General features: G+C 73.3%; 24 protein-coding genes. 20 read left to right on the top strand and 4 right to left on the bottom strand.

Annotation, left to right across the window (positions count from 1 at the left end):
• Window positions 1–59 precede the first annotated feature (59 nt).
• Window positions 60–209, top strand: a complete 150-nt coding sequence (locus KRR39_RS02970) for a hypothetical protein (RefSeq protein ID WP_216940677.1) — start codon at window positions 60–62, stop codon at window positions 207–209.
• 23 nt (window positions 210–232) lie between these two features.
• Here KRR39_RS02970 and KRR39_RS02965 read toward each other — a convergent pair whose 3' ends face one another.
• Window positions 233–1,693, bottom strand: a complete 1,461-nt coding sequence (locus tag KRR39_RS02965) for an MFS transporter (protein WP_216940676.1) — start codon at window positions 1,691–1,693, stop codon at window positions 233–235.
• A 140-nt stretch (window positions 1,694–1,833) separates the two neighbouring features.
• On the opposite strand from KRR39_RS02965, the gene KRR39_RS02960 reads away from it, so the two are divergent.
• Window positions 1,834–2,427, top strand: a complete 594-nt coding sequence (locus tag KRR39_RS02960) for a TetR family transcriptional regulator (protein WP_216940675.1) — start codon at window positions 1,834–1,836, stop codon at window positions 2,425–2,427.
• Window positions 2,428–2,436: 9 nt separating this feature from the next.
• Here the strand turns inward: KRR39_RS02960 and KRR39_RS02955 are convergent, their stop codons facing one another.
• Window positions 2,437–2,961 carry a ribonuclease H family protein gene (locus KRR39_RS02955; protein WP_254185475.1) on the bottom strand — a complete coding sequence of 175 codons (525 nt, stop codon included), beginning with the start codon at window positions 2,959–2,961 and terminating at the stop codon, window positions 2,437–2,439.
• 85 nt (window positions 2,962–3,046) lie between these two features.
• On the opposite strand from KRR39_RS02955, the gene KRR39_RS02950 reads away from it, so the two are divergent.
• From KRR39_RS02950 to KRR39_RS02885, 15 genes are all read left to right on the top strand, one after another.
• Window positions 3,047–3,376 carry a hydrogenase maturation nickel metallochaperone HypA/HybF gene (locus KRR39_RS02950; protein WP_216940672.1) on the top strand — a complete coding sequence of 110 codons (330 nt, stop codon included), beginning with the start codon at window positions 3,047–3,049 and terminating at the stop codon, window positions 3,374–3,376.
• 1 nt (window position 3,377) lies between these two features.
• Complete coding sequence (gene hypB, locus KRR39_RS02945; protein ID WP_216940670.1) at window positions 3,378–4,142, top strand: hydrogenase nickel incorporation protein HypB; 765 nt, start codon at window positions 3,378–3,380, stop codon at window positions 4,140–4,142.
• A 168-nt stretch (window positions 4,143–4,310) separates the two neighbouring features.
• Window positions 4,311–5,348, top strand: coding sequence for an NADH-quinone oxidoreductase subunit B family protein (locus tag KRR39_RS02940; protein WP_216940668.1), 1,038 nt, complete (start codon window positions 4,311–4,313; stop codon window positions 5,346–5,348).
• A 37-nt stretch (window positions 5,349–5,385) separates the two neighbouring features.
• On the top strand, window positions 5,386–7,179 hold the full coding sequence (locus KRR39_RS02935) for a nickel-dependent hydrogenase large subunit (protein WP_216940666.1): 1,794 nt from the start codon (window positions 5,386–5,388) through the stop codon (window positions 7,177–7,179).
• A gap of 10 nt (window positions 7,180–7,189) precedes the next feature.
• Window positions 7,190–8,161: a NifU family protein gene (locus tag KRR39_RS02930; protein ID WP_216940664.1), complete on the top strand. Its 972-nt coding sequence runs from the start codon at window positions 7,190–7,192 to the stop codon at window positions 8,159–8,161.
• Window positions 8,158–8,799: a DUF5947 family protein gene (locus tag KRR39_RS02925; protein ID WP_216940662.1), complete on the top strand. Its 642-nt coding sequence runs from the start codon at window positions 8,158–8,160 to the stop codon at window positions 8,797–8,799. The genes KRR39_RS02930 and KRR39_RS02925 overlap by 4 nt, the downstream gene beginning before the upstream one ends.
• Entirely contained in the window at window positions 8,796–10,769 is a 1,974-nt protein-coding gene (locus KRR39_RS02920; RefSeq protein WP_216940660.1) for a DUF6084 family protein, read from the top strand. Before KRR39_RS02925 ends, KRR39_RS02920 begins: the two co-directional genes overlap by 4 nt.
• Window positions 10,766–10,885 (top strand): DUF6893 family small protein, encoded by a 120-nt coding sequence (locus KRR39_RS26475; RefSeq protein WP_436972023.1) that lies wholly within the window; start codon window positions 10,766–10,768, stop codon window positions 10,883–10,885. Before KRR39_RS02920 ends, KRR39_RS26475 begins: the two co-directional genes overlap by 4 nt.
• Window positions 10,886–10,891: 6 nt before the next feature.
• Entirely contained in the window at window positions 10,892–11,365 is a 474-nt protein-coding gene (locus KRR39_RS02915) for a hydrogenase maturation protease (protein ID WP_216940658.1), read from the top strand.
• Between the two features lies 1 nt (window position 11,366).
• A complete protein-coding gene (hypC, locus tag KRR39_RS02910) occupies window positions 11,367–12,548 on the top strand; it encodes a HypC/HybG/HupF family hydrogenase formation chaperone (protein WP_216940656.1) in 1,182 nt (393 codons plus the stop codon).
• Window positions 12,487–13,932, top strand: a complete 1,446-nt coding sequence (locus KRR39_RS02905; RefSeq protein ID WP_367303775.1) for a Kae1-like domain-containing protein — start codon at window positions 12,487–12,489, stop codon at window positions 13,930–13,932. The genes hypC and KRR39_RS02905 overlap by 62 nt, the downstream gene beginning before the upstream one ends.
• Window positions 13,933–13,954: 22 nt before the next feature.
• Window positions 13,955–14,239, top strand: a complete 285-nt coding sequence (locus tag KRR39_RS02900) for a HypC/HybG/HupF family hydrogenase formation chaperone (protein WP_216940653.1) — start codon at window positions 13,955–13,957, stop codon at window positions 14,237–14,239.
• Window positions 14,236–15,372, top strand: a complete 1,137-nt coding sequence (hypD, locus tag KRR39_RS02895; RefSeq protein ID WP_216940651.1) for a hydrogenase formation protein HypD — start codon at window positions 14,236–14,238, stop codon at window positions 15,370–15,372. The genes KRR39_RS02900 and hypD overlap by 4 nt, the downstream gene beginning before the upstream one ends.
• A complete protein-coding gene (gene hypE / locus KRR39_RS02890; protein ID WP_216940648.1) occupies window positions 15,369–16,427 on the top strand; it encodes a hydrogenase expression/formation protein HypE in 1,059 nt (352 codons plus the stop codon). The genes hypD and hypE overlap by 4 nt, the downstream gene beginning before the upstream one ends.
• Window positions 16,428–17,141 (top strand): DUF6390 family protein, encoded by a 714-nt coding sequence (locus tag KRR39_RS02885; protein ID WP_216940645.1) that lies wholly within the window; start codon window positions 16,428–16,430, stop codon window positions 17,139–17,141. It begins immediately after the preceding gene.
• A gap of 6 nt (window positions 17,142–17,147) precedes the next feature.
• On the opposite strand, the gene KRR39_RS02880 is transcribed toward KRR39_RS02885, so the two are convergent.
• Both KRR39_RS02880 and KRR39_RS02875 read right to left on the bottom strand, forming a co-directional pair.
• A complete protein-coding gene (locus KRR39_RS02880; RefSeq protein WP_216940643.1) occupies window positions 17,148–17,651 on the bottom strand; it encodes a hemerythrin domain-containing protein in 504 nt (167 codons plus the stop codon).
• Window positions 17,652–17,689: 38 nt separating this feature from the next.
• Window positions 17,690–19,300: a multicopper oxidase domain-containing protein gene (locus KRR39_RS02875; RefSeq protein ID WP_216940639.1), complete on the bottom strand. Its 1,611-nt coding sequence runs from the start codon at window positions 19,298–19,300 to the stop codon at window positions 17,690–17,692.
• Between the two features lie 209 nt (window positions 19,301–19,509).
• Between KRR39_RS02875 and KRR39_RS02870 the strand changes: the two genes are divergently transcribed.
• From KRR39_RS02870 to KRR39_RS02860, 3 genes are read left to right on the top strand one after another with little or no spacing between them, the layout of a single operon-like run.
• Window positions 19,510–19,986, top strand: coding sequence for a hypothetical protein (locus tag KRR39_RS02870; RefSeq protein ID WP_216940627.1), 477 nt, complete (start codon window positions 19,510–19,512; stop codon window positions 19,984–19,986).
• A gap of 15 nt (window positions 19,987–20,001) precedes the next feature.
• The gene (locus KRR39_RS02865) at window positions 20,002–22,203 is read left to right on the top strand and encodes a putative bifunctional diguanylate cyclase/phosphodiesterase (RefSeq protein WP_216940624.1); all 2,202 of its coding nucleotides are present in this window, start codon (window positions 20,002–20,004) and stop codon (window positions 22,201–22,203) included.
• Between the two features lie 55 nt (window positions 22,204–22,258).
• Window positions 22,259–23,686 carry a serine/threonine-protein kinase gene (locus KRR39_RS02860; RefSeq protein ID WP_216940620.1) on the top strand — a complete coding sequence of 476 codons (1,428 nt, stop codon included), beginning with the start codon at window positions 22,259–22,261 and terminating at the stop codon, window positions 23,684–23,686.
• Window positions 23,687–23,976: the final 290 nt, after the last annotated feature.

Raw genomic sequence — 23,976 nt, 5'->3', positions numbered from 1 at the left:
TCGGTTGTCGGTGGCTAGCGTCATCGTGGGAACCGGTGACGGTTGGGGACGGGGAGCTGATGAACACACGGGAGATCGAGCTGTTGTCGGGGTGGGACGAGCGGACGACCAGCGAGGCGCTGGTCGCGTTCGTGAAGGACACGCGGAGGATGCCGGACTACGACGAGCTGGTGTCCCGGCTGCGCGCTCTCACGCTGACCCGGGTCTGAGGTCAGCTCGAGCCGGGCCTCCGTCAGGCCCGGGCCGCGGCGCCGCCGCGGCGGTGCGGGACGAGCAGCACGAGCGCGGCCGCCAGGATCGAGGCGCCTGCGCAGATCGCGAAGAGCCCCTGGTACGCCGCCAGTGACGGCACCGCGAAGCTGCCGAGGATGACGGTGTTCGCGGCGAGGATGCTGCCGCCGACCGCGCTCGCGAGCGAGCTGCCGAAGCTGCGGAACAGGCTGTTGAGGCCGTTGGCCGAGGCGATCTCGCCGGCCGGGGTGTGCGCGTTGATCAGGGACGGGATCGCGGCGTACCCGATGCCGGTGCCGATCCCGACGATCGTGGCGCCGACGACGACCTCCCACAGCGAGCCGCTCCACACGATCCGCAGCAGCCAGCCGGCCGCGACCACGGTGGCACCGAGGGCGAGGGTCTGCGGCGCACCGCGCCGCTCGATGAGCCGGGCGGCCACCGGGGACAGCAGCAGCATCGCCAGGCCGCTGGGCAGCATCGCCAGGCCGCCGACCAGCAGGCTGGAGCCGAAGCCGTAGCCGCTGGCCTCCGGTGCCTCCACGAACGACGCCGTGCCGATGAAGGAGGCGAACAGTGCGAAGCCGAACAGCACCGAGGCCAGGTTGGTGATCACGATCGGCTTGCGGCCGAGGGCCCTGAGATCCACGAGCGGGTCGCGGATCCGCAGCTGGGTCCAGCCGAACCCGGCGAGGACCACCACGGACGCGACCAGCAGGACGCTGACGCGGGGGTCGTCCCAGCCCCAGGCGGAGCTCTGCGCGAGGGGCAGCATCAGGCAGACCAGGCCGGCGGCGAGCAGCGTCGCGCCCACCAGGTCGACGCGGCCGCCGCTGCGGGCCGGGGACTCCGGGACGATCGTGAGGATGCCGGCGAACGCGACGAGGCCCGCCGCGGCGGTGATCCAGAACAGCGCGTGGAAGTCGGCGTGCTCCGCGACGAACCCGGCCAGCGGCAGGCCGAGCGCTCCCCCGACGCCGAGCATCGCGCTGATCAGCGCGATCGCGGACCCGACCCGCTCCCGCGGCATCAGCGCCGCGAGCAGGCTGATCCCCAGCGGGATGGCGGCCGCCGAGGCCCCCTGGACGGCACGGCCGACGATCAGCCACCCGATGTCGTCGGTCAGCGCGGTGACGAGCGAGCCCAGGGTGAGCGCACCCACCGCGACCAGGAGCATCAGCCGCTTGCCGTACATGTCGCCGAGGCGACCCATGATCGGCACCGAGACGGCCGCCACCAGCAGCGTCGAGGTCAGCAGCCAGCTCACGTTGCTGGCCGAGGTGTCCAGGCGGGCCGGGAGGATCGAGAGCACCGGGACGAGCACCGACTGGGACAGCGACACCACCAGCGCGCCGAGCCCGATCACCACCAGCTCGAGGGTGGCTCGCCGGGGCGAGGTGTGCGCGGCGATCCGCGCGTCGGGGTCGAGTGCTGCCACGTCGACGTCGGGGCTGTGGGCCATGGGGTTCCTTCCTGGGGTGACCTGGGTCCCGGCTCGACCCGGCACGAGGCCCGGGTCGGCGGAATGACGGCATCGTACGCCTTTTGTGACACTGAGTGCCAGCTGCGGCCCTACATGTCAGTGGTGTTACGGTGAGCGGCATGCCGACCGAGCTGACGCTGCGGGACCACGCACGCGGTGCCGTGCGCGACGAGGTGATGAAGCGGGCCTGGCTGCTCTTCGCCGAGCAGGGGTTCGAGGCCACGACCGTCGACCAGATCGCCGCGGCCGCGGGCATGTCGCGCCGTACCTTCTTCCGCTACTTCAGCGGCAAGGACGAGCTCGTCCTGGAACGGCTGCTGGAGTCCGGCGACCGGGTCGCCGCCGCGCTGCGCGACCGGCCCTCCGACGAGCCGGCCTGGACGGCCCTGCGCGCGGCGTTCGACGAGGTCGTGCGTCCGCAGGAGCAGCACGCCGCCCACTCGCGCGCCCTGCAGCTCATGCTGCGCGACGAGCCCGCGGTCCGGGCCAGCGTCCTGGAGCGGCGACGCCGCTGGGAGGAGGTCCTCACTCCCCTGGTGGCCGTGCGCCTCCCCCGCCGCCACGGCGGGCGTGGTCCCGACGTCCGTGCCGCCGCGCTGACCGCGGGCGCGCTGGCCTGCCTCGAGGTGGCGCAGGAGGCCTGGGTCGACGAGCCGCGCAGCCGGCTCTCCACCCTCCTGGACCAGGCGATGGCCGCCGTCCACCCGGCCTAGCGGGACGGGCTAGGAGAACAGGTCCGGCTCGTCCTCGACCGGCCGGGGCGGGTCCGGGTGCCGCACCGCGGAGCCGGCGAAGCCGGGACCGGGAGACGGCGCGACCCCGGTCTTCCAGGCCGCGGCGGCCCCGTTGGCGAGCCGGTCCGCCGCCTCGTTGAGCTCGTGGCCGGAGTGCCCCTTGACCCACGCGAACTCGACCGTGCGCCCCACCATCGCCGCGTCCAGCGCCTGCATGATCTCGACGTTGAGCACGGCCTTGCCGTCGCCCTTCTTCCAGCCCCGGCGCTTCCAGCCGGCCATCCACTTGGTGACCGAGTTGATGACGTAGGTGCTGTCGCAGTAGACCAGCAGGTCGTCGGCGAGGTGCGCGGTCTGCTGGAGCAGGTCGAGCACGGCGGTGAGCTCCGCCTTGTTGTTCGTGCCGTGCGCCCAGCCGCCGACCGCCCAGCAGGCGTCGTCGACGTACCAACCCCAGCCGGCCGGGCCGGGGTTCCCGAGTGCGGAGCCGTCCGCGGCCGCGATGATCGTCACCCGCGGCATCCTGCCATCCCCCCAGGACCTCATTGCCAAGGCCTCCCCCGGGTGCCTACCGTGCTCGGGACGGGCGGGAGCACGCATGCACGAGCTGGCGATCGCGGAGAGCGTGGTGGCCTCGGTCCTCGAGCACACCGGAGGGCGACGGGTCGCCGTCGTGCGGCTGCGGGTCGGCCGGCTCGCCGGGGTGGTCCCCGACGCCCTGTCGTTCTGCTTCGACCTCGCCACCACGGGTACGTCGCTCGAGGGCGCCTCGCTCGAGCTCGTCGAGGAGCACGCCCGGGCGCACTGCCGGAGCTGCTCGTGCGACTTCGTCGTCGACGACCCGATCCTGCTGTGCGGCTGCGGCAGCGCCGACGTGCAGCTGCTGTCCGGCCAGGACCTGTGCGTGACGTCGGTGGAGGTGCTCTGAGATGTGCGCGACCTGCGGCTGCGGGGAGGACGAGGCCCGGGTGACGCTCGTCGACGGCGCGGACCCACCGGAGCACGAGCACCCGCACGGCCACGAGCACCCGCACCCTCACCCGGGGGCCGTCCTGGACGCCCGCACCCACACCCTGGAGCTCGAGGTCGCGGTGCTGGCCCGCAACGACGAGACCGCGGGTCGCAACCGGGCCTGGCTGACCGGGCGCGGCATCACCGCGGTCAACCTGATGAGCTCGCCCGGCGCCGGCAAGACCACGCTGCTCGAGCGGACCATCCGGGACCTCGGCCGCCCGGTGAGCGTGATCGAGGGCGACCAGGAGACGGTCTTCGACGCCGCGCGGATCCGGGCCGCCGGGGCCCGGGCCGTGCAGGTCAACACCGGCGCCGGCTGCCACCTCGACGCGAGCATGGTCGAGCGCGCCCTGGCCGCGCTGCGCCCGGAGCCCGGCAGCCTGCTCGTCGTGGAGAACGTCGGGAATCTGGTGTGCCCGGCGCTGTTCGACCTCGGGGAAGCCCGCAAGGTGGTGGTCATCTCGGTGACCGAGGGCGACGACAAGCCGCTGAAGTACCCGCACATGTTCGCCGCCGCGGACCTGGTCGTGCTCAACAAGACCGACCTGCTGCCCTATGTCGAGTTCGACCCGGAACGGCTCGTCCGGGACGCCCGGCAGGTCAACCCAGACGTGCAGGTTCTGCCGGTCTCGGCCCGTACCGGGGCGAACGTCCAGGACTGGTACGACTGGCTCGGATGACGCTTTCCGGGGGATGCGGAGGCCGGTCCGCGGACCCTTGACATCGCGCGTGACGCGGGTCTCTGATGAGTTGGGACTCAAGGGACCCTCTGCGGTCCGTGGCAGACACAACAGGGGGACTTTCACGGGCGCCCCCGGAGAGCCGGCGCAATGCCAACAGCCGAGGCAGTGCAAGCGGAGCAGACACTCATCCACGTCCTGTGGATCAACGCCGGTCTCAGCTGTGACGGTGACTCCGTCGCGCTGACCGCGGCGACGCAGCCCAGCATCGAGGAGATCGCGCTCGGCGCCCTCCCGGGGCTCCCGCAGGTGGCCGTGCACTGGCCGCTGATCGACTTCGAGTGCGGCCCGACCGGCGGTGCCGACGACTTCCTGGAGTGGTTCTTCAAGGCCGACCGGGGCGAGCTCGAGCCGTTCGTGCTGGTCGTCGAGGGGTCCATCCCCAACGAGAAGCTGCACGACGAGGGCTACTGGTGCGGGTTCGGCAACGACCCGATGACCGGGCAGCCGATGACCACCAGCGAGTGGCTCGACCGGCTGGCCCCCAAGGCGACGGCCGTCGTCGCGGTCGGCACCTGCGCGACGTACGGCGGCATCCACGCCATGCAGGGCAACCCGACCGGCGCGATGGGGGTGCCCGACTACCTGGGCTGGGGGTGGAAGTCCAAGGCCGACATCCCGATCGTCTGCGTGCCCGGCTGCCCGATCCAGCCCGACAACCTGTCCGAGACGCTGACCTACCTGCTCTACATGGCCACCGGACAGGCGCCGATGATCCCGCTCGACGACGCGCTCCGACCCACGTGGCTGTTCGGTAGCACCGTGCACGAGGGCTGCGACCGGGCCGGCTACTACGAGCAGGCCGACTTCGCGACGGAGTACGGCTCCCCCAAGTGCATCGTGAAGCTCGGCTGCTGGGGGCCGGTGGTGAAGTGCAACGTGCCCAAGCGGGGGTGGATCAACGGCATGGGCGGCTGCCCCAACGTGGGCGGCATCTGCATCGGCTGCACGATGCCCGGCTTCCCCGACAAGTTCATGCCGTTCATGGACGAGCCGCCCGGCGGGAAGCTCTCCACCAACGCGGTCGGGCTCTACGGCAAGACCATCAAGAGGCTGCGCGGCGTCACCACGCAGACCCTCGACAAGGAGCCGAAGTGGCGCACCAAGGGCCCGCGGCTCACCACCGGCGCGACTCGGACCTGGTGACCCGGCAGCACCCACCCGTACGGAAGCGAGGCGGCGCATGACGTCGACCATCCCCAGCCCCAGCACGTTCACCACGGACGACAAGGGCCTGACCGAGATGGCCTGGGACCCGATCACCCGGATCGTGGGCTCGCTCGGCATCTACACCAAGATCGACTTCGGGAACATGAAGGTCGCCGAGTGCCACAGCACCAGCTCGATCTTCCGGGGCTACTCGATCTTCATGAAGGGCAAGGACCCGCGCGACGCGCACTTCATCACCAGCCGGATCTGCGGGATCTGCGGGGACAACCACGCGACCTGCTCCTGCTACGCGCAGAACATGGCGTACGGCGTGAAGCCACCGGCGATCGGCGAGTGGATCGTCAACCTGGGCGAGGCCGCGGAGTACATGTTCGACCACAACATCTTCCAGGAGAACCTGGTCGGGGTGGACTTCTGCGAGCGGATGGTCGCCGAGACCAACCCCGGCGTCCTCGAGCGGGCGAACGCCACCGAGGCCCCCCAGGCCGCCGCGCACGGGTACCGGACGATCGGCGACATCATGCGGGCGCTGAACCCGTTCACCGGGGAGTTCTACCGCGAGGCCCTCCAGGTCAGCCGCTACACCCGCGAGATGTTCTGCCTGATGGAGGGGCGCCACGTGCACCCCTCGACGCTCTACCCGGGCGGCGTGGGCACCGTCGCGACGATCCAGCTGATGACCGACTACATCACCCGGCTGATGCGCTACGTGGAGTTCATGAAGAAGGTCGTGCCGATGCACGACGACCTCTTCGACTTCTTCTACGAGGCGCTGCCCGGCTACGAGGAGGTCGGCAACCGGCGGATCCTGCTCGGCTGCTGGGGCTCGTTCCAGGACCCGGACGTGTGCAACTTCGACTACCAGGACATGACCCGCTGGGGCCGGGCGATGTACGTCACCCCCGGCGTCGTGGTGGACGGCCGGCTGGTCACCACGGACCTCGTCGAGATCAACCTCGGCATCCGGATCCTGCTCGGCTCGTCGTACTACGACGACTGGCAGGACCAGGAGATGTTCGTGACCCACGACCCGCTCGGCAACCCGGTCGACCGGCGGCACCCGTGGAACCAGCACACCAACCCCCGGCCGCAGAAGCGCGACCTGGACGACAAGTACTCCTGGGTGATGTCGCCGCGCTGGTACGACGGCACGGACTACCTCGCGCTCGACACCGGCGGCGGACCGCTCGCCCGGCTCTGGGTCACGGCACTGGCCGGCCTGGTGGACATCGGCTACGTGCAGTCGACCGGCAGCAGCGTGAGGATCAACCTGCCCAAGACGGCGCTGAAGGGACCGGTCGAGCTGGAGTGGAAGGTCCCGCGGTGGAGCAACACCATCGAGCGCGACCGGGCCCGCACCTACTTCCAGGCGTACGCCGCGGCCGCCGCGCTGCACTTCGCCGAGAAGGCGCTGGTCGAGATCCGGGCGGGCCGCACGAAGACGTGGGAGAAGTTCGAGGTGCCCACCGACGGCATCGGCTGCGGGTTCACCGAGGCGGTGCGCGGCGTGCTCTCGCACCACCTGGTGATCCGGGACGGGAAGATCGCGAACTACCACCCCTACCCGCCGACCCCGTGGAACGCGAACCCGCGGGACTCCTACGGCACCCCGGGCCCCTACGAGGACGCCGTGCAGGGACAGCCGATCTTCGAGGAGAACGACCGGGAGCACTTCAAGGGCATCGACATCATGCGCACGGTGCGCAGCTTCGACCCGTGCCTGCCCTGCGGGGTGCACATGTACCTCGGCGACGGGAAGAAGATCGAGCTGCTGCACACGCCGACCCAGTCCGCCGGCGTCGGCTGAGCGGGCGGCCATGCACCAGGCGCCCCCGGACCCGACCGCACCGGCCGACGACGTCGCGCCGCCCGACCTGCGGCGGACCGGCGAGCGCATCGACGCGCTGATCGACGCGCTCGCGGGCGCCGGCCCCGCGAACCCGGCCCGGGCCCGCGAGCGCGCCGAGGACCTGGTCCGCGCGGTCACCGACCTGTACGGCGCCGGGCTCGAGCGGCTGCTGGAGATCGTCCACGACAGCGGCCGGCTCGACGAGGAGCTGCTCGGCCGGCTGGCCGGCGACGAGCTGGTCGCCAGCCTGCTGCTGGTGCACGGCCTCCACCCGTACGACGTGCGCACCCGCGTCGAGCGCGCCCTGGACGAGGTGCGGCCCTACCTCGGCAGCCACGGCGGCGACGTGGAGCTGCTCGCGGTGAGCGACACGGGCGCCGTACGCCTGCGGCTGCTCGGGTCCTGCGACGGCTGCCCGTCCTCGTCGGTCACCCTCGAGCTCGCGGTCCGGGACGCGCTCGAGGCCGCCGCCCCCGAGATCACCTCGATCGAGGTGGCGTCACCCACCACCGTCCCGGCCACCGGGACGCTGATCCCGGTCGAGGCCCTGCGCACCCGGATCGAGCTCGGGACACCGGACGCGGGAGCCGGCGCGACCTGGCATACGCTGCCCGCCGCCGTCGGCCTCGCGTCCGGACAGGGCTCCACCACGACCGCCGGGGACACCGCGTTGTTCGTGTGCCGGGTCGGCCCGGACCTGTTCGCGTTCCGGGACGGCTGCGCACGGTGCGCCGGCAGCCTGGCGGGCGCGCTGCCGGTGCGACGGCTCGGCGGCACGGCCGGGGACGCGGTGCTCACCTGCCCCGCCTGCGGCGCGCACTACGACGTACGACGCGCGGGCGCCTGCCTGGACGCGGCCGACCTGCACCTGGACCCGTTCCCGCTGCTGGCCGAGGCCGGCACGGTCGCGGTCGCCGTCCCGACGACGGTCGGCGCATGAGCAGCGGCCGGGCGCAGCTCGGCACGCTGCGCCGGATCAGCCAGACCCGCCGCCCGGTGGAGGCCGGCGAGCGCTGCGAGATGTGCAGCGCCCCGGTCGCCGAGGAGCACCCGCACGTCGTCGACGTCGTGGGCCGCGGGCTGATGTGCACCTGCCGGCCCTGCTACCTGCTGTTCACCGACCAGCACGCCGAGATGCGCTACCGCGCGGTGCCGGACCGCTACCTCGCGTTCCCCGGCTTCCGACTCGACCGGGCCGACTGGGACGAGCTGCAGATCCCGGTCGGGCTTGCGTTCCTGTTCCGCAACTCGGCCCAGGACCGGGTCGTGGCGTTCTACCCCGGGCCCGCGGGTGCCACCGAGTCCGAGCTGTCGCTCACCGCCTGGGAGCGGGTGCTGGCCGCCAACCCCGGCCTGGCCACGGTGCTGCCCGACGTGGAGGCGCTGCTGGTCCGGGGCACGCGGGAGGACGAGGGCTTCAGCTGCCACGTCGTCCCGATCGACGCCTGCTACGAGCTGGTCGGCCGGATGCGGCAGACCTGGCGCGGGTTCGACGGCGGCCAGGAGGCCCGGGTGGCCCTGGAGGAGTTCTTCGCGAAGGTCGACGACCGGAGCCGGCCCGGGGAGGCCCACCCGTGAGCGAGTGGACCTTCCGGGTGCTCGACGTCGCCCCGACGCCGTACGCCGCGACCCCCGAGCTGACCGCCCGGCTGCGGATCGAGGAGAGCACCGGGGTGCAGGTGCACGCGATGGCGCTGCGCTGCCAGGTCCGCATCGAACCCCAGCGGCGCGGCTACGACGAGGCCGACGAGGCCGGGCTGCGCGCGCTGTTCGGCGACCGGGCGCGCTGGCCGCAGACGCTCAAGCCGTTCCAGTGGATGCAGTGCCACACCACGGTCCAGGGGTTCACCGGCGCCACCGAGGTCGACCTCGCGCTGCCCTGCACCTACGACTTCGACGTGACCGGGTCGCGGCTGCTGCACGGCGTCGGCTCCGGCACGCTGCCGTTGAGCCTGCTGTTCAGCGGCACGGTGTTCACCCGCGGCGAGCACGGCTTCGGGGTGCTGCAGGTGCCCTGGGACAGCGAGGCGCGCCACGACCTGCCGGTGCGCGTCTGGCAGGACATGATCGCCACCTTCTTCCCGCACCAGGGATGGATCCGTCTCGACCACGACGTGCTGGCGGCGCTCGGCGACTACCGCGCCCGGCACGGTCTCGTGTCGTGGGAGGAGACCGTCGGCCGGCTGCTCGGCGCGGTGTCCTCCCCGGTCGGGGGGCGAGCAGCCGTGAGCCCCGTCCCCGCCGACCGGCTCCAGCGGGCCCGCACCGTCGCCGACGCGGTGCTCTACGAGGGGTACCTCCTCTACCCCTACCGCGCCAGCTCCGACAAGAACCGCGCCCGGTGGCAGTTCGGCGTCCTCGGCCCGCCCGGCGCGGCGGACCGCGGGCTCGGCGAGCCGGACACCCTGACCCTGCACACGATCCTCACCGGCGTCCGGGCCGGGTCGTCGGTCGACGTGCACCTCAGGTTCCTGCAGCTCCAGCACCGGCAGGTCCTCGACGCGCACGGCACGGAGGTCGCGTCCCTGCCGGTCGGGGACCACACCGAGCTCACCTGGGACGAGGCCGTCGAGCAGGAGGTCGTGGTGCGCGCCGACGTCTCGGCCGGCGGTGTCCCCGACACCCCGGTGACCGTCGACGGCGGCGAAAAGGTCGAGGCACTGCCCGGTGGCGGATCGCTGGTGCGGCACCGCCGGCCGCTGCGCGCGGTCGTCACGGTCGGCACCGAGCGGCACGGCCCGTTCACCCGGCTCTCGGTGACGGTCCGCAACGACCACCCGGAGCGGCCCGCGACGCCCGAGGACGCCACGCGCACGTCGCTGCTCGGCGCCCACCTGCTCGTCGAGGCCGACGGCTGCGGCTTCGTCTCGATGGTCGACCCACCGCCGGCGGCACGCCCGATCGCCGACGGGCTGCGCCAGGACCGCTGCTGGCCGTTCCTCGCGGGCGACGAGGGCGACACCGACCTCCTGCTCGGGTCGCCGATCATCCTCTACGACCACCCGCAGGTCGCCGCGGAGAGCGCGCAGGCACTGTTCGACGCCACCGAGATCGACGAGATCCTCACGCTGCGGGTGATGACGATGACCGACGCCGAGAAGGCCGAGGCCCGGGCCACCGACCCCAGGGCGGCCGCGCTCATCGACCGCTGCGACGCGATGACCCCGGCGGAGCTCCAGCAGCTGCACGGCGTCTTCCGCGACCCGCACGGCCCGGCCGGGTCGGACGCACCGCCGTGGTGGGACCCGGCCACCGACGCCTCGGTCGACCCGGGGTCCGACACCGTCCTGGTCGACGGGGTGCGGGTCGGCGCGGGCACCCGGGTGCGGCTGCACCCCCGGCGGCGGGCCGACGCGCAGGACCTGTTCCTGGCCGACCGGGCGGCCCGGGTCACCGGGGTGCTGTTCGACGTGGACGGCCGGACCCACGTCGCGGTGGTGCTCGAGGACGACCCGGCCGCCGACCTGCACGAGTGGTACGGCCGCTTCAGCTACTTCGCACCGGACGAGATCGAACCGCTCACCGAACGAGAGGAGAGCCGACCATGAGGATGATCGGGAAGCTGACCACGTTGGTGGTCCTGGCGCTGGCAGCGGCCGCCGCCGCGACCGGGGTGAAGTCGGTGCCGGACCTGCAGCGGTACCTCCGCATGCGGCAGATGTAGCCGGCCGTGACGGTCCTGGTCGCCGGCATCGGCAACCTGTTCGGCTCCGACGACGGCTTCGGCCCCGAGGTCGTCCGCCGGATGGGCGCGCGCGCCGGCGACGACGTCCGCGTCGTCGACTACGGCATCCGCGGCATGCACCTGGCCTACGACCTCCTGGACGGGTACGACGCCCTGGTGATCGTCGACGCGGTGCCGCACGGCGAGCCCGGCGAGATCACCGTGCTCGAGGTCGGGCCGGACGACCTGGGCGCCGACGACTTCGACCCGCACGGCATGAACCCGGTCGCGGTGCTCGCCTCGCTGAGCACCCTGGGCGGCACGCTCCCCCCGACCTACGTCGTGGGCTGCCGTCCCGCGTCCACGGCCGACGGCATCGGTCTCGGTGCCGCCGTCGCGGCCGCCGTACCCCGGGCGGTGGAGACCGTGGACCGGCTGCTCGACCGGCTGCTGCGCGCCGACGTCCCGCAGGAGGCCTGACATGTGCCTGGGCATCCCCGGTCGGGTCGTGGCCCTCGCGGACGGCTACGCCGGCCAGGTCGCGCTCGTCGACGTCGAGGGCGCACAGCGCCAGGTGAACGTCGGGATGCTCGAGGCGCAGCCCGCACCGGGCGACTGGGTGCTGATCCACATGGGCTTCGCCGTCGAGGCGATCGACGAGGCGGCGGCCAGGACCGCGCTGAGCGGCCTGCAGCTGATGGGCAGCGGCCGGGCCGCCCGGGTGCGCCGTCGCTACGACGTGTTCGGGCTCGTGCAGGGTGTCGGCTTCCGGCCGTTCGTCTACGTCACCGCCTCTGAGCTGGGGCTGGCCGGCTCGGTGTGCAACACCCCCTCCGGGGTCGTCGTCGAGGTCGAGGGCGACCCCGACGCCGTCGACGTCTTCGGCCGCCGGCTGGTCGACGACGCGCCGCCGCTCGCCGAGGTCGAGGGGCTCCACGAGACCGACCTGCCGACCCGTGGCGGCACCGGCTTCAGCATCGAGGACAGCAGCGGCGGCGCCGGACGGACGCTCGCCTCGCCGGACGTCGCGGTGTGCGAGGACTGCCTGGCCGAGCTCGCCGACCCGCTGGACCGGCGCTACCGGCACCCGTTCATCTCCTGCACCAACTGCGGTCCGCGCTTCACGATCATCACCTCGCTGCCCTACGACCGGGCGGCCACCACGATGGCCGGGTTCGAGATGTGCGCCGCCTGCCGCGCGGAGTACGACGACCCCGGCGACCGGCGGTTCCACGCGCAGCCGGTCGCCTGCCCCGACTGCGGCCCGACGCTCGCCCTGGACGGCCCGGGGATCCACGACACCGGCGACGCCGCCGTACGACGGACGCGGGAGCTGCTCGCGGACGGGCAGGTCGTCGCGGTCAAGGGGCTCGGCGGCTACCACCTGGCCTGCGACGCCCGCAACGAGGACGCGGTCGCCGAGCTGCGGCGGCGCAAGCAGCGCGGCGCCAAGCCGTTCGCGGTGATGGCCCGGGACCTGGCCGTGGCCGAGGGCCTGGTGTCGATGACCGAGGCGGAGCGCGGGCTGCTCACCGGCCCCCGCAAGCCCGTCGTCCTCCTCCCCCGCCCCGAGTTGTCAGGCGCTCACTCGGTCGGGACCGATCCACCGCCTGACAACTCGGAGGGGGGGCGTCGCGGGGGGCGTCGCGCCGGGGTCACCTGACCTCGGGATCCTTCTTCCGTACACGCCGTTGCACGTGCTGCTGCTCGGGGAGGCCGGGGACCCGGGGCCGGACGTGCTGGTGATGACCTCGGGCAACCTGTCCGGCGAGCCGATCGTCACCGACGACGCGGAGGCCCGCGAGCGGCTCGGGGACCTCGCGGACGCGTTCCTGGTGCACGACCGGCCGATCCGGGTGCCGTGCGACGACTCGGTCGCCCGCGTGGTGGCCGGCGCCGAGCTGCCGGTGCGCCGCTCGCGCGGTCACGCACCGCTGCCGGTGGCCCTGCCCTTCGAGGTCGACCCGGTGCTGGCGACCGGGGCCGACCTGAAGAACACCTGCGCGCTGGCGGCCGGGCGCTACGCGTGGCTCAGCCAGCACGTCGGGGACCTCGACGACCTGGCCACCCAGGACGCGCTCGGCCGCACCGAGCGGCACCTCGAGGAGCTCACCGGGGTGCGGCCCGGCCGGCTGGTCACCGACGCGCACCCAGGCTACCGCTCGGCCGCCTGGGCCCGGGAGCGGGCCCAGGGGCGGGAGGTGCGGACCGTGCAGCACCACCACGCGCACGTCGCCTCGGTGATGGGCGAGCACGGCCTCGGCCTCGACGACCGGGTGATCGGGGTCGCCTTCGACGGCACCGGCTACGGCACCGACGGCGCGATCTGGGGCGGTGAGGTGCTGGTCGCGGGCTACAAGGAGCTCCGGCGGGCGGCGCACCTCGGCTACGTCCCGCTGGCCGGCGGCGACGCCAGCGTGCGCCGCGCCTACCGGATGGCGCTGGCGCACCTGCGGGCCGCGGGCGTGCCCTGGTCCGAGGACCTGCCAGCGGTCGCGGCCTGCCCCGACCGCGAGCGGTCCGTGCTCGCGCACCAGCTCGACACCGGGCTCGGCTGCGTGCCGACCTCCAGCATGGGGCGGCTCTTCGACGCCGTCTCGTCGCTGACCGGGGTCCGGCACACCAGCGACTACGAGGCCGAGGCGGCGGTGCGGCTGGAGGCCCTGGCCCGCGCGTACGACGGGCCAGCGGCGCCGTACGCGTTCGGGCTCGTCGAGGACCCGCACGGCGCCGTCGTGGCCGACCCCGGCCCGGTGGTGCGCGCGGTCGTCGACGACGTACGCCGCGGCGCCGGCCCGGCGCGGGTGGCGGCCCGCTTCCACGCCGGCGTCGCGGCGCTCGTCGTCGAGCTCGCCGGCCGGTCGCGGCTCGCGACGGGACTGGACGTGGTGGCGCTCGGCGGCGGCGTGTTCGCCAACGCGCTGCTGCTGGCGACCAGCGTGCGGCAGCTGGAGGAGCACGGGTTCACCGTGCTGCGCCCGCGGCTGCTGCCGCCCAACGACGGCGGGATCGCACTCGGGCAGGTCCTCGTCGGCTCGGTGGCCTGAACGAGAGGAAGGGAGGAACGACATGTGTCTCGCAGTTCCCGGCCGTGTGGTCTCGGTGCACGAGGCGGACGGCCAGACCATGGCGGAGGTGGACTTCGGCGGGCTGCGCAAGGAGGTCTGCCTGGCCTACATCCCTGACGTGCAGGCGGGTGAGTACGTCATCGTCCACGTCGGGTTCGCGATCCAGCGGCTCGACGAGAGGTCGGCCCAGGAGACGCTGGCCAGCTTCGAGAGGCTCGGGATCCTCGAGGAGGAGTTCGGCGACGGGTTCTCGCGCGCGGCCCGACAGTCAGGAGTCACACCATGAAGTACCTCGACGAGTTCAGCGATCCCGACCTGGCCCGCCGGCTGGTCGACGAGATCCACGCGGAGACCACGCAGCCCTGGGCGATGATGGAGGTCTGCGGCGGCCAGACGCACTCGATCATCCGGCACGGCATCGACCAGCTGCTGCCCGACGGCGTGGAGATGATCCACGGCCCCGGCTGCCCGGTGTGCGTCACGCCGCTGGAGATCATCGACAAGGCGCTCGCCATCGCCGAGCAGCCCGGGGTGATCTTCTGCTCCTTCGGCGACATGCTGCGGGTCCCGGGCAGCGGCAGGGACCTGTTCGCGATCAAGGGCGCCGGGGGCGACGTACGCGTGGTCTACTCGCCGCTCGACGCCCTCCGGCTGGCCCGGGAGAACCCGGACCGCGAGGTGGTGTTCTTCGGCATCGGGTTCGAGACCACCGCGCCGGCCAACGCGATGACGGTCTACCAGGCGAGGCGGCAGGGCATCGCGAACTTCTCGCTGCTGGTCTCGCACGTGCTGGTCCCGCCGGCGATCGCGGCGATCATGGAGTCCCCCACCTGCCGGGTGCAGGCGTTCCTGGCCGCCGGCCACGTGTGCAGTGTGATGGGCACCTCGCAGTACCCACCCCTCGCCGAGCGGTACGGCGTCCCCATCGTCGTCACCGGCTTCGAGCCGCTGGACATCCTCGAGGGCATCCGGCGCACGGTGATCCAGCTCGAGGCGGGGCGGCACGAGCTGGAGAACGCCTACGCGCGCGTGGTGCCTCCGGAGGGCAACCTGCCCGCGCAGGAGATGCTCCGCGACGTGTTCGAGGTGACCGACCGGACCTGGCGCGGCATCGGGATGATCCCGGCCAGCGGCTGGCGGCTGTCCGACCGCTACGCCGACTTCGACGCCGAGACCCGGTTCGCGGTGGGTGACATCCACACCGACGAGTCGAAGCTGTGCCGCTCCGGCGAGGTGCTGCAGGGCCTGATCAAGCCGCACGAGTGCGCGGCCTTCGGCAAGGAGTGCACGCCCCGCAACCCGCTCGGCGCCACGATGGTGTCCTCGGAGGGGGCCTGCGCGGCCTACTACACCTACCGCCGGCTCGAGCACGTCGAGCTGTCCCAGCCGTCGGGGACCGGCCTGGTGGAGAGCCGATGAGCAACGACCTGGACTTCGAGGGCTGGGTCTGCCCGTTGCCGCTGCGCGACACCCCCACGATCGTGATGGGGCACGGCGGCGGCGGGGCGATGTCCGGTGAGCTGATCGAGCAGCTCTTCCTTCCGGCGTACGGCGGTGCGGCGCGCGCCGAGCTCGGCGACTCCGCGGTGCTGTCGGTGCCGGCCGGACGGCTGGCGTTCTCGACCGACTCGTTCGTGGTCAAGCCGATGTTCTTCCCCGGCGGCTCGATCGGCGACCTCGCGGTCAACGGCACCGTCAACGACCTCGCGATGGCCGGCGCCACTCCGTTGTTCCTGTCGACGGCGTTCATCCTGGCCGAGGGCACCGCGCTGAGCGACATCGGGCGGGTCGCGACCGCGCTGGGCAAGGCGGCCGAGGTCGCCGGCGTGCAGCTGGTCACCGGCGACACCAAGGTCGTCGACAGCGGCAGCGGCGACGGCGTCTTCGTGAACACCGCCGGCATCGGGGTGGTCGCCGACGGGGTGGAGATCGGACCGGCCCGGGCGCGCGTCGGCGACGCCGTGATCGTCAGCGGCGACATCGGGGTGCACGGCATCGCGGTGATGAGCTGCCGGGAGGGCCTGGAGTTCGGCACCACCGTCGTGAGCGACACCGCTCCGCTGCACGGCCTGGTCGCCGAGATGCTGGCCACCGGGATCGACGTACGCGTGCTGCGCGACCCGACCCGTGGTGGCGTGGCGGCGACGCTGAACGAGATCGCGCGGGCGTCCGGCGTGGGCATCGAGCTGGTCGAGCGCGACCTGCCGGTCCCCGCCGAGGTCAAGGATGCCTGCGGGCTGCTCGGGCTCGACCCGCTGCAGGTCGCCAACGAGGGCAAGCTGCTCGCGGTCGTGCCCGCCGACCGGGCCGAAGAGCTGCTGGCCGCGATGCACCGGCACCCGCTGGGCTCCGGGGCGCGCCGGATCGGGCGCTGCGTCGCCGAGCACCCGCGGATGGTGGTGGCCCGCACCGGCCTCGGCGGCACCCGGGTGGTGGACCTGCCGATCGGCGAACAGCTCCCCCGGATCTGCTGAGTGAGCCGGCTCGGCGCGGCGCGCTTCGCGCAGTACGCCTACCCGCCCAACGAGCTCGGCTACTGCGGGCCGCCGGGTGCCCGCGCGCTGCTCGACGCCGACGCCACCCGGGAGCTGGAGCGCCGGGCCCGGCACTTCGAGGGTGCCTGGAGCTACCTGGAGCTGATCGCCGAGGTGGTGGGCGTCGCGGACCCGTTGGACGCGGACGTGGTGGACGCCTACTGGATCGGCAGCGACCTGCTCGACCGGGTCGACCCGGCCGTCCTGGTGGACCGGCTGACGGACCGGTTCCGCGGCCAGGGCGGCGGCAGCTGGCGGGAGGCCGCGGCCCGGGCGGTGCCGCACCACAGCTTCCAGGTGTTCGAGGTCTACCCGTGGCTCGGGCTGCTGCGCGAGGGCCGCCCGCCCGGTCCGGCCGTGTGGGTGCTGGACCGGTGCCGGATCCGGGTCGGCGAGGTGCTGGCGGTCGCCGGTGAGCAGGTGAGGGTCTCCTCGCGGGTGCTCGCCTGGGACGGGGCCCGGCTGACCGACGCGGGCAGCGCCACCGAGACCGCCCGCTGGTCGGTCGACCGTCGGGCGCTGATCGACCAGCCCGTGGTCGGCGCCCTGGTCGCGCTGCACTGGGACTGGGTGTGCGAGGAGATCACGCCCGAGCAGGCGGCCCGGATCGAGCAGCTGGAGCGACGTACCCGGGCGGCGGCGCAGGCACCCTGACCCGGGTCAGCTGTTCTCCGCGATGTACGTCGCGGGGTCCTTGTCCCGGTCGTCCACGCCGCGGCCGGCCGGGTGGTCGGCGTAGAACCGCAGCCACTGCATGGCCAGCTCGTGCCGCTGCTCCAGCGTGCTGCTCTTGATGAAGTCGGGCAGCGCCTCCCGCTCCTCCTCGTCGAGGTGCTCACCGTTCTCGGTCCGGGCCCGTCCGACGGCCTCGAACCACTCGGGCGTCCCCACCTGCGCGGCGTTCGCGTCCCGGACGGCGTCCCGGATCGAGTTGTGGTCGCCGATCGCGTCGTCGGTCTCGTCCTCGGGGTCACCGGCCTTGCCCACCTTGAGCAGCACCGGGTAGAGGATCTCCTCCTCGGCCTGGGCGTGCGTGTCGAGCCGGGTGCCGAGCGGCCCCCAGATCGCGGCGAGCTCCTCGTCGGTGCGGGCGTCGTCGAGGTAGAAGAAGCGGCGGCGGAACCAGTCGTGGTCCTCGTAGATCAGCGTGATGATGTCGGCCATGCCCGCGACGTACCCCCTCCGAGGCGCGCCTAACCGGGTCAGGTCACCCGGTACCGGGTCTGCATCCCGGCGGCGATGTGGTCGTTGACGTGGCAGTGGAACAGCCAGGTTCCGGGGGCGTCGGGCACCATGTCGGCCACCACCATCCCGGCCGGGAGCAGGCTCACCACGTCCATCCGCATCCCGCTGACCACCACGTCGTTGCCGTGCCAGTGCGGGGTGTGCAGGTCCACCTCGGTGCCCATGCTCATGACGTACCACCGCACGTGCTGGCCGCGGTGCACGGTGATCATCGGCATCGTGCCGTAGAGGTAGCCGTTGATGGAGTGCTTGAGGTTGGACTCGACGAACTCCTCGTCGTCGTCGGGGTCCGCCGGCATCGGCGGCGTCCCGTACCTCGCCATGTTCTCGGCGAGCAGCGGGCTCTGGGTCTCGTTGTCGATGAAGAACGACGCGAAAACCTCGCGGTCGACGTCCTTCGGCGACCCGTCCGGCCGGGCCCTCCCCCGGGCGGTGACCACCATCGGGCCGATCAGCCCGGCATAGGTGTCGCCGATCTCGTCGGTGTGCGAGTGGTACATCCACATCACCGAGCTGCCGTCGTGCGGACCGGGCCCCGCGCGACCGGGCACCTTCCACACGTAGGTGTGCCGGCCGCCCGGCGGCACCGCGTCGTCCGCCTTGCGGGCGCCCGAGGTCCCGTCGGCGTACGGCGCCCCCTCGCTGGCCTTGGCGTAGAACACGCCGTGCGGGTGCATGCTCGCCGGGAACGAGCAGGCGTTGCGGAAGACCACCCGGATGGTGTCCCCGACCTCGGCGCGGATGACCGGGCCGAGCACACCCAGGTAGGCGTCCGAGGCGGGCCGCGGGGACCGCTTCCGGAACGAGGCGTCGGTGTAGCCGCGGTAGAGGCACTTGGTGTACCTCGACCCGATCCGGCCGGGCCCGCCGCCGACGAAGACCTGGGCGCTCTCGTCCTCGTCGAAGGGGTGCCGGGTGATCACGTTGATCCCGCCCGGCGCGTAGTCCCACTGGACCAGGTCCGCCGAGACGTAGTAGCGGCGCACCACCCCGCCCCCGGCACGGCGGCCGGCCACGTCGGACCAGTACGCCGCGCCGGCCTCCGCCGGTGCGCCCCTGTGCGCGCCCATGTGGCCGCCGTGCCGGTGCGGCACGTCCGAGCGGGCGGCGGCCTCGCCGGTCGCGGCCAGTCCGCCGGCCAGCAGCACCAGCGCCAGCACCGCGGGCGTGGCCCGGGCGGTCCCGAGCCGGGCCGCGGGGAGGTGGTGCACCAGGGCGAGCAGCGCCATCGTCGCCTCCGCCGCGACCGACACCACACCCAGCGGCTCGGTCCAGCGCCCGACGTCGTCGGCGATCTGCGGGAGGCCGACGGTCCGGCTGGCGACGTACGCCACGATGGCCAGGACCGGGACGACCACCGAGGCCGCCCAGACCACCGGCCGGTCGGCCACGACGAGCAGCACGGCCAGGCACACCATCGCGATCTCGAGCGCGACGAACAGCACCCCGATGTAGGTGGCCTCGCGGAGGTGCTCGCCGGTCACCGGCACGTGCGCCGCCGCCGCCACCAGGGCCGCGGCCGCCGTCGGCAGCCGCAACCGGGCCTTCTCCGCACCCTGCGCAGCCATGCCGTCCCCTGATCGCCTCGCGGCCGGGCTCCCCTGCGGCCGCGTCTCCTTCGTCCCATCGTGGGTGCGGTCGCTGCCACCTTCCATAGCCTTACGGCGCCAGAGGGGACGAGCAGCCGGGCCATCGGGGGCCGGTGTCCATGGCCCGGGCGAGCGGAACGCCCGATCGGGACCGGGTGGTGCTGGGGCGCCCGGGTATTCTGCGGACGATGGAGGAGAACAAGGCCCGCCGTGTCGTGGACGCCCTGCGCGAGCGGGGCACCGACGCCGAGCTCGCACGTGTCGGCGTCTACCAGTTCGGCGTCAGCATCCGGCTCCCCGACGGCCGCGAGGCCACCTGGGACTCCGACGGCACCGCCGAGCTCGAGGCGCAGGTGATGCGCAACGGCATGCTGGTGGGCTACGTACCGGTGATCGAGGGCTCCGAGGACTACACCGAGGAGCAGGTCATCGAAGCGATCCTGCGCACCGACTACGACAAGCCGATCGCGTCCCGCCGGGCCACCACTCCGCCGCCCGAGGCCCCGCTGCCCCGCAAAGGCGGTCTGTTCCGCCGCTTCCATGGACGGCTTCCGCTACAACTGACCCGCCCCTGGCATGCCGGCCCGGGTTCGCCGGTTTCGGCCCGGCGGCGGGGCCGGTCCATTTATCGTTTAACGGTAGATATCGGACAGTCCTCGGGGTGACGCAAGGGGTACGGCATGGCGGTCGGCGGGTTGAGCGTGCCGCAGCGCGCGGTCCGGCTCGTGCTCGTGCTGGGCGTCCTGGCCTGCGAGTTCTGGTTCCTGCTGCACGTCTACCACCTCGACGACCGCGTGGACGCCGAGCACGTCGCGTGGGTGCGGGCCACCACGGCCGTGACCGCCTCGGACCCCGCCGTGGCGCCCGCGCCGGTCCGCTCCGCCCTGGCCGGGCTGGGCGAGTCCGGCGCACCGGGTGCGGCCCGGGCCGCCGCCCTGGGCCGCCGCTGGACGAGCACGTACGACGCCGGCGACCGGTCCCGCCTGCTGACGGCACTCGACGCCACCGGCCGCGCCATCGACGCCGAGCAGGCCGCGACCGGGCGCACGGTGGTGCTGCTGGTCGGCGGGCTGTTCGTGGTCGTCTGCATCGGCTGGTTCACCTGGTTCAACCGGCTGGCCCGTCGGCACCGCGCCGTGCAGAGGGAGCTCACCGAGCGGCAGGTCGTCGACGCCGGGGAGCGCCGGCTGACCGCGCTGGTGCACAACAGCGCCGACGTGGTGCTGACCCTGGACGGCGACTCCACCGCGACGTTCGTCAGCCCCGCGTCCCAGGCCGTGCTGGGCATCCCCGCCGACGAGCTCACCGGCCGCCGGGTCGTCGACCTGGTCGCCGAGGACGACCGCGCCGGCTTCGTGCAGCTGCTCACCGGCAGCCTGCACCGCGAGCGCAACCTCTCGATCCGGATGCGGCACGCCGACGGCCGCGTGCTCGTCGTCGAGGGCACCCTGAACGACCTGCGCGACGACACCGCGGTGGCCTGCTGGGTGCTGACCCTGCGCGACGTCACCGACCGCACCCGGCTCCAGGAGGAGCTGACGCACCAGGCCTTCCACGACTCCCTGACCGGACTCGCGAACCGGCAGCTCTTCCGCGACCGGCTCGCGCACGCGCTGCACCGCCCCGACGCCCCCGCCCTGGCCGTCCTCTTCATCGACCTGGACGACTTCAAGCTGGTCAACGACGGGCTCGGGCACGGTGTCGGCGACCGGCTGCTGGTCACCGTCTCGGAGCGGATCCTGGGCGCGCTGGAGGACCACGACACGGCCGCCCGGCTCGGCGGCGACGAGTTCGCGGTCCTGCTGGAGGACACCGACGAGACCGCCGCCGCACTGATCGCCGAGCGCCTGCTGCTGGCGCTCGGCGACCCGATCGACCTCGAGGGCGTCACCCACACGGTGCGCGCCAGCATCGGCATCGCCACCGCGCACGCCGGTGAGCTCGGCGACGTCGAGCTGATGCGCAACGCCGACGCCGCGATGTACCTCGCCAAGGAGCAGGGCAAGGGCAGCGTCGCGGTCTACGACCACAGCCTGCACGCCCGGGCGATGGACGAGCTGTCGGTGCGGATCCAGCTGCGCCAGGCACTGGCCCAGGAGCAGCTCGTGCTGCACTTCCAGCCCACCGTCGACCTGGACACCCAGGAGATCACCGGCTTCGAGGCACTGGTGCGCTGGAACCACCCGGAGCGGGGCCAGCTGCCACCGGCCGACTTCATCGCGGTCGCCGAGCAGTCCGGGCTGATCGTCCCGCTCGGCACCTGGGTGCTGCGCAGGGCCTGCGCCGCCGGCGCGGAGCTGCAGGCCGGGGCGGTCCGCCCCACGATGGCCGTCAACGTGGCGTCCCAGCAGCTGTCCGACCCCGCCTTCGCGGACCTGGTCCTGGCCGCCCTCGCCGACAGCGGCCTGCCCGCCGACCGGCTGGTCCTGGAGATCACCGAGACCGCGCTCCTCGCCGACGTCGACTCCGCCGTCACCGCGCTGAGCCGGCTGCGGACGCACGGCATCCGGGTGGCCATCGACGACTTCGGCACCGGCTACAGCTCGCTGTCGCACCTGTCCCGGCTGCCGATCGACGTGCTCAAGGTCGACAAGTCCTTCATCGACCGGCTGGGCGGGGCGTCGGACGACACGTCGCTGGTCGAGGCGATCATCGCGATGAGCGCCGCGCTCAACCTGGTCCTGGTCGCGGAGGGCATCGAGCTCGTGGAGCAGGCCCGCTGGCTGCACCGCAACGGCTCGCAGCAGGGCCAGGGCTTCCTCTGGTCGCGTCCGGTCGAGCTCGAGCGGGCCCAGCTGCTGCTCGGCTCGGGCGTCCGGCGGCTGCTGGAGCCGGTGGAGCTCGCACTGGTGCCCGCGGCTGACGCCGGGGGTCGCCCCTGACCCGCGCCCGCCTACCATCGAGGGCCGGACGACACCTCACAGAACCAGGGCCCCCGTGATCGCAGGCAGGTACTCGCTCGACCGCGAGATCGGACGTGGCGGCATGGGCGCGGTCTGGCTCGGGCACGACGAGGTGCTCGGCCGCGACGTCGCCCTGAAGCGGATCGGGATGCTCCCCGGGGCCGACAGCACCGACCTGGCTCGGGTCGAGCGCGAGGCGCGGCTGACGGCCCGGCTGAGCCACCCGAACGTGGTCGCGGTGTTCGACCTCGTCACCGACACCGAGACCGACGCGCACTGGCTGGTGATGGAGTACGTCGAGGGGGTGACCCTGGCCCGGCTGGTCCGGGAGCGCGGCCCGCTGTCCCCCGACGAGGCGGCGCCGCTGCTGCGCCAGGTCGCCGACGCCCTGGTCGCCGCGCACGCGGCCGGGATCGTGCACCGCGACGTGAAGCCGTCGAACATCATGGTCGCCCGCGACGGCCGGGTGAAGCTGGCCGACTTCGGCATCGCGCGGACCGCCACCGACCCCGCGCTCACGCAGACCGGCCTGGTGACCGGGTCCCCGGCCTACCTGGCCCCCGAGGTCGCGGCCGGGGAGCGCGGGGACGAGTCCGTCGACGTCTGGTCGCTGGGCGCCACCGCCTTCCACGTGCTGGCCGGGCGGCCGCCGTACGACCTGGGCGACAACATGCTCGGCGGGCTCTACCGCATCGTCAACGACGAGCCGCCCGCACCGGAAGGCGCCGGCTGGATGGCCCCGATGGTGGCCGGCTCCATGGTCAAGGACCCCGCGGGCCGGTGGTCGATGACGCAGGTCCGGGACTTCCTCGCCGACCCGGCGCGGCCGGTGCCGGCCGGTGCGGCCGCCCCCACCGAGGTCGTCGCGCCGGTGCCCGCGCCGGTGCCCGCGCCCGGCACGGTCTCGTCCCGCCGGTTGCCGCGCCGGGGCGTGGTCGCGCTGCTGGTCGGCCTCGCCGCGGTGCTCGCCGTGGTGCTGGTCACGACCCGCCCCGACCGGGAGCCGACCGCCGCGCCCGACCCGGCCACGAGCCCGAGCGGGACGCCGTCCGCCACGGGCACCCCCACGGGCACCCCCACGGGCACCCCCTCGGGCACCCCCACGGGCACCCCCACGAGCGACACGGCGCCCCAGGGGCCCACCGCCGCCGGGATGAAGTCCTTCATCCGCGCCTACGTGGCCGCGCTCTCCTCCGACCCGGACACCGCCTGGACCATGCTCACCCCGAAGTTCCAGCGGCAGAGCGGCGGTCTGGACACCTACCGCCGCTTCTGGGACGGCGTCGGGAACGGCACGATCCTCGCGCTGTCCGCGGACCCGCGCACGCTCGTGGTCAGCTACCGCGTCCGCTTCGACCACTTCGGGACCGGCCGCCGGCCGACGACCCTGGACCTCGCGTTCGACAACGGCCGCTACCGCATCGACAGCGAGCGCACCCAGGGGTTCGTGCCGGCGGGCTGAGGCCGGCGGTGGTTGGGCGGTGCCGGCACGGGGTACTCCTCGGGTCCGACCCGATCCCTGGAGGACCCGTGCGTCGCACCACCCTGACCGCCCCGCCCCTCGAGCCGGAGCCGATGCTCCCGGACCCCGCCGAGCCGACGCCGGTCAACCCGGTCCCCGACCCGGACATGCCACCGGACCCGTTCACCGAGCCGGAGCCCCTCACCGACCCGACCGGGCCGGGTGAGCCGGACCAGCCCGGTCCGCCGGCGCCGCCGATCTGAGGTACGCCGGTGGGCGGGCGGGCCGAC

Origin of the sequence: Nocardioides panacis (assembly GCF_019039255.1) — a bacterium.
Taxonomy (GTDB): domain Bacteria; phylum Actinomycetota; class Actinomycetes; order Propionibacteriales; family Nocardioidaceae; genus Nocardioides_B; species Nocardioides_B panacis.
Note: the sequence above shows the minus strand (reverse complement) of the source record. Positions and strands in the feature narration are given on the sequence as shown.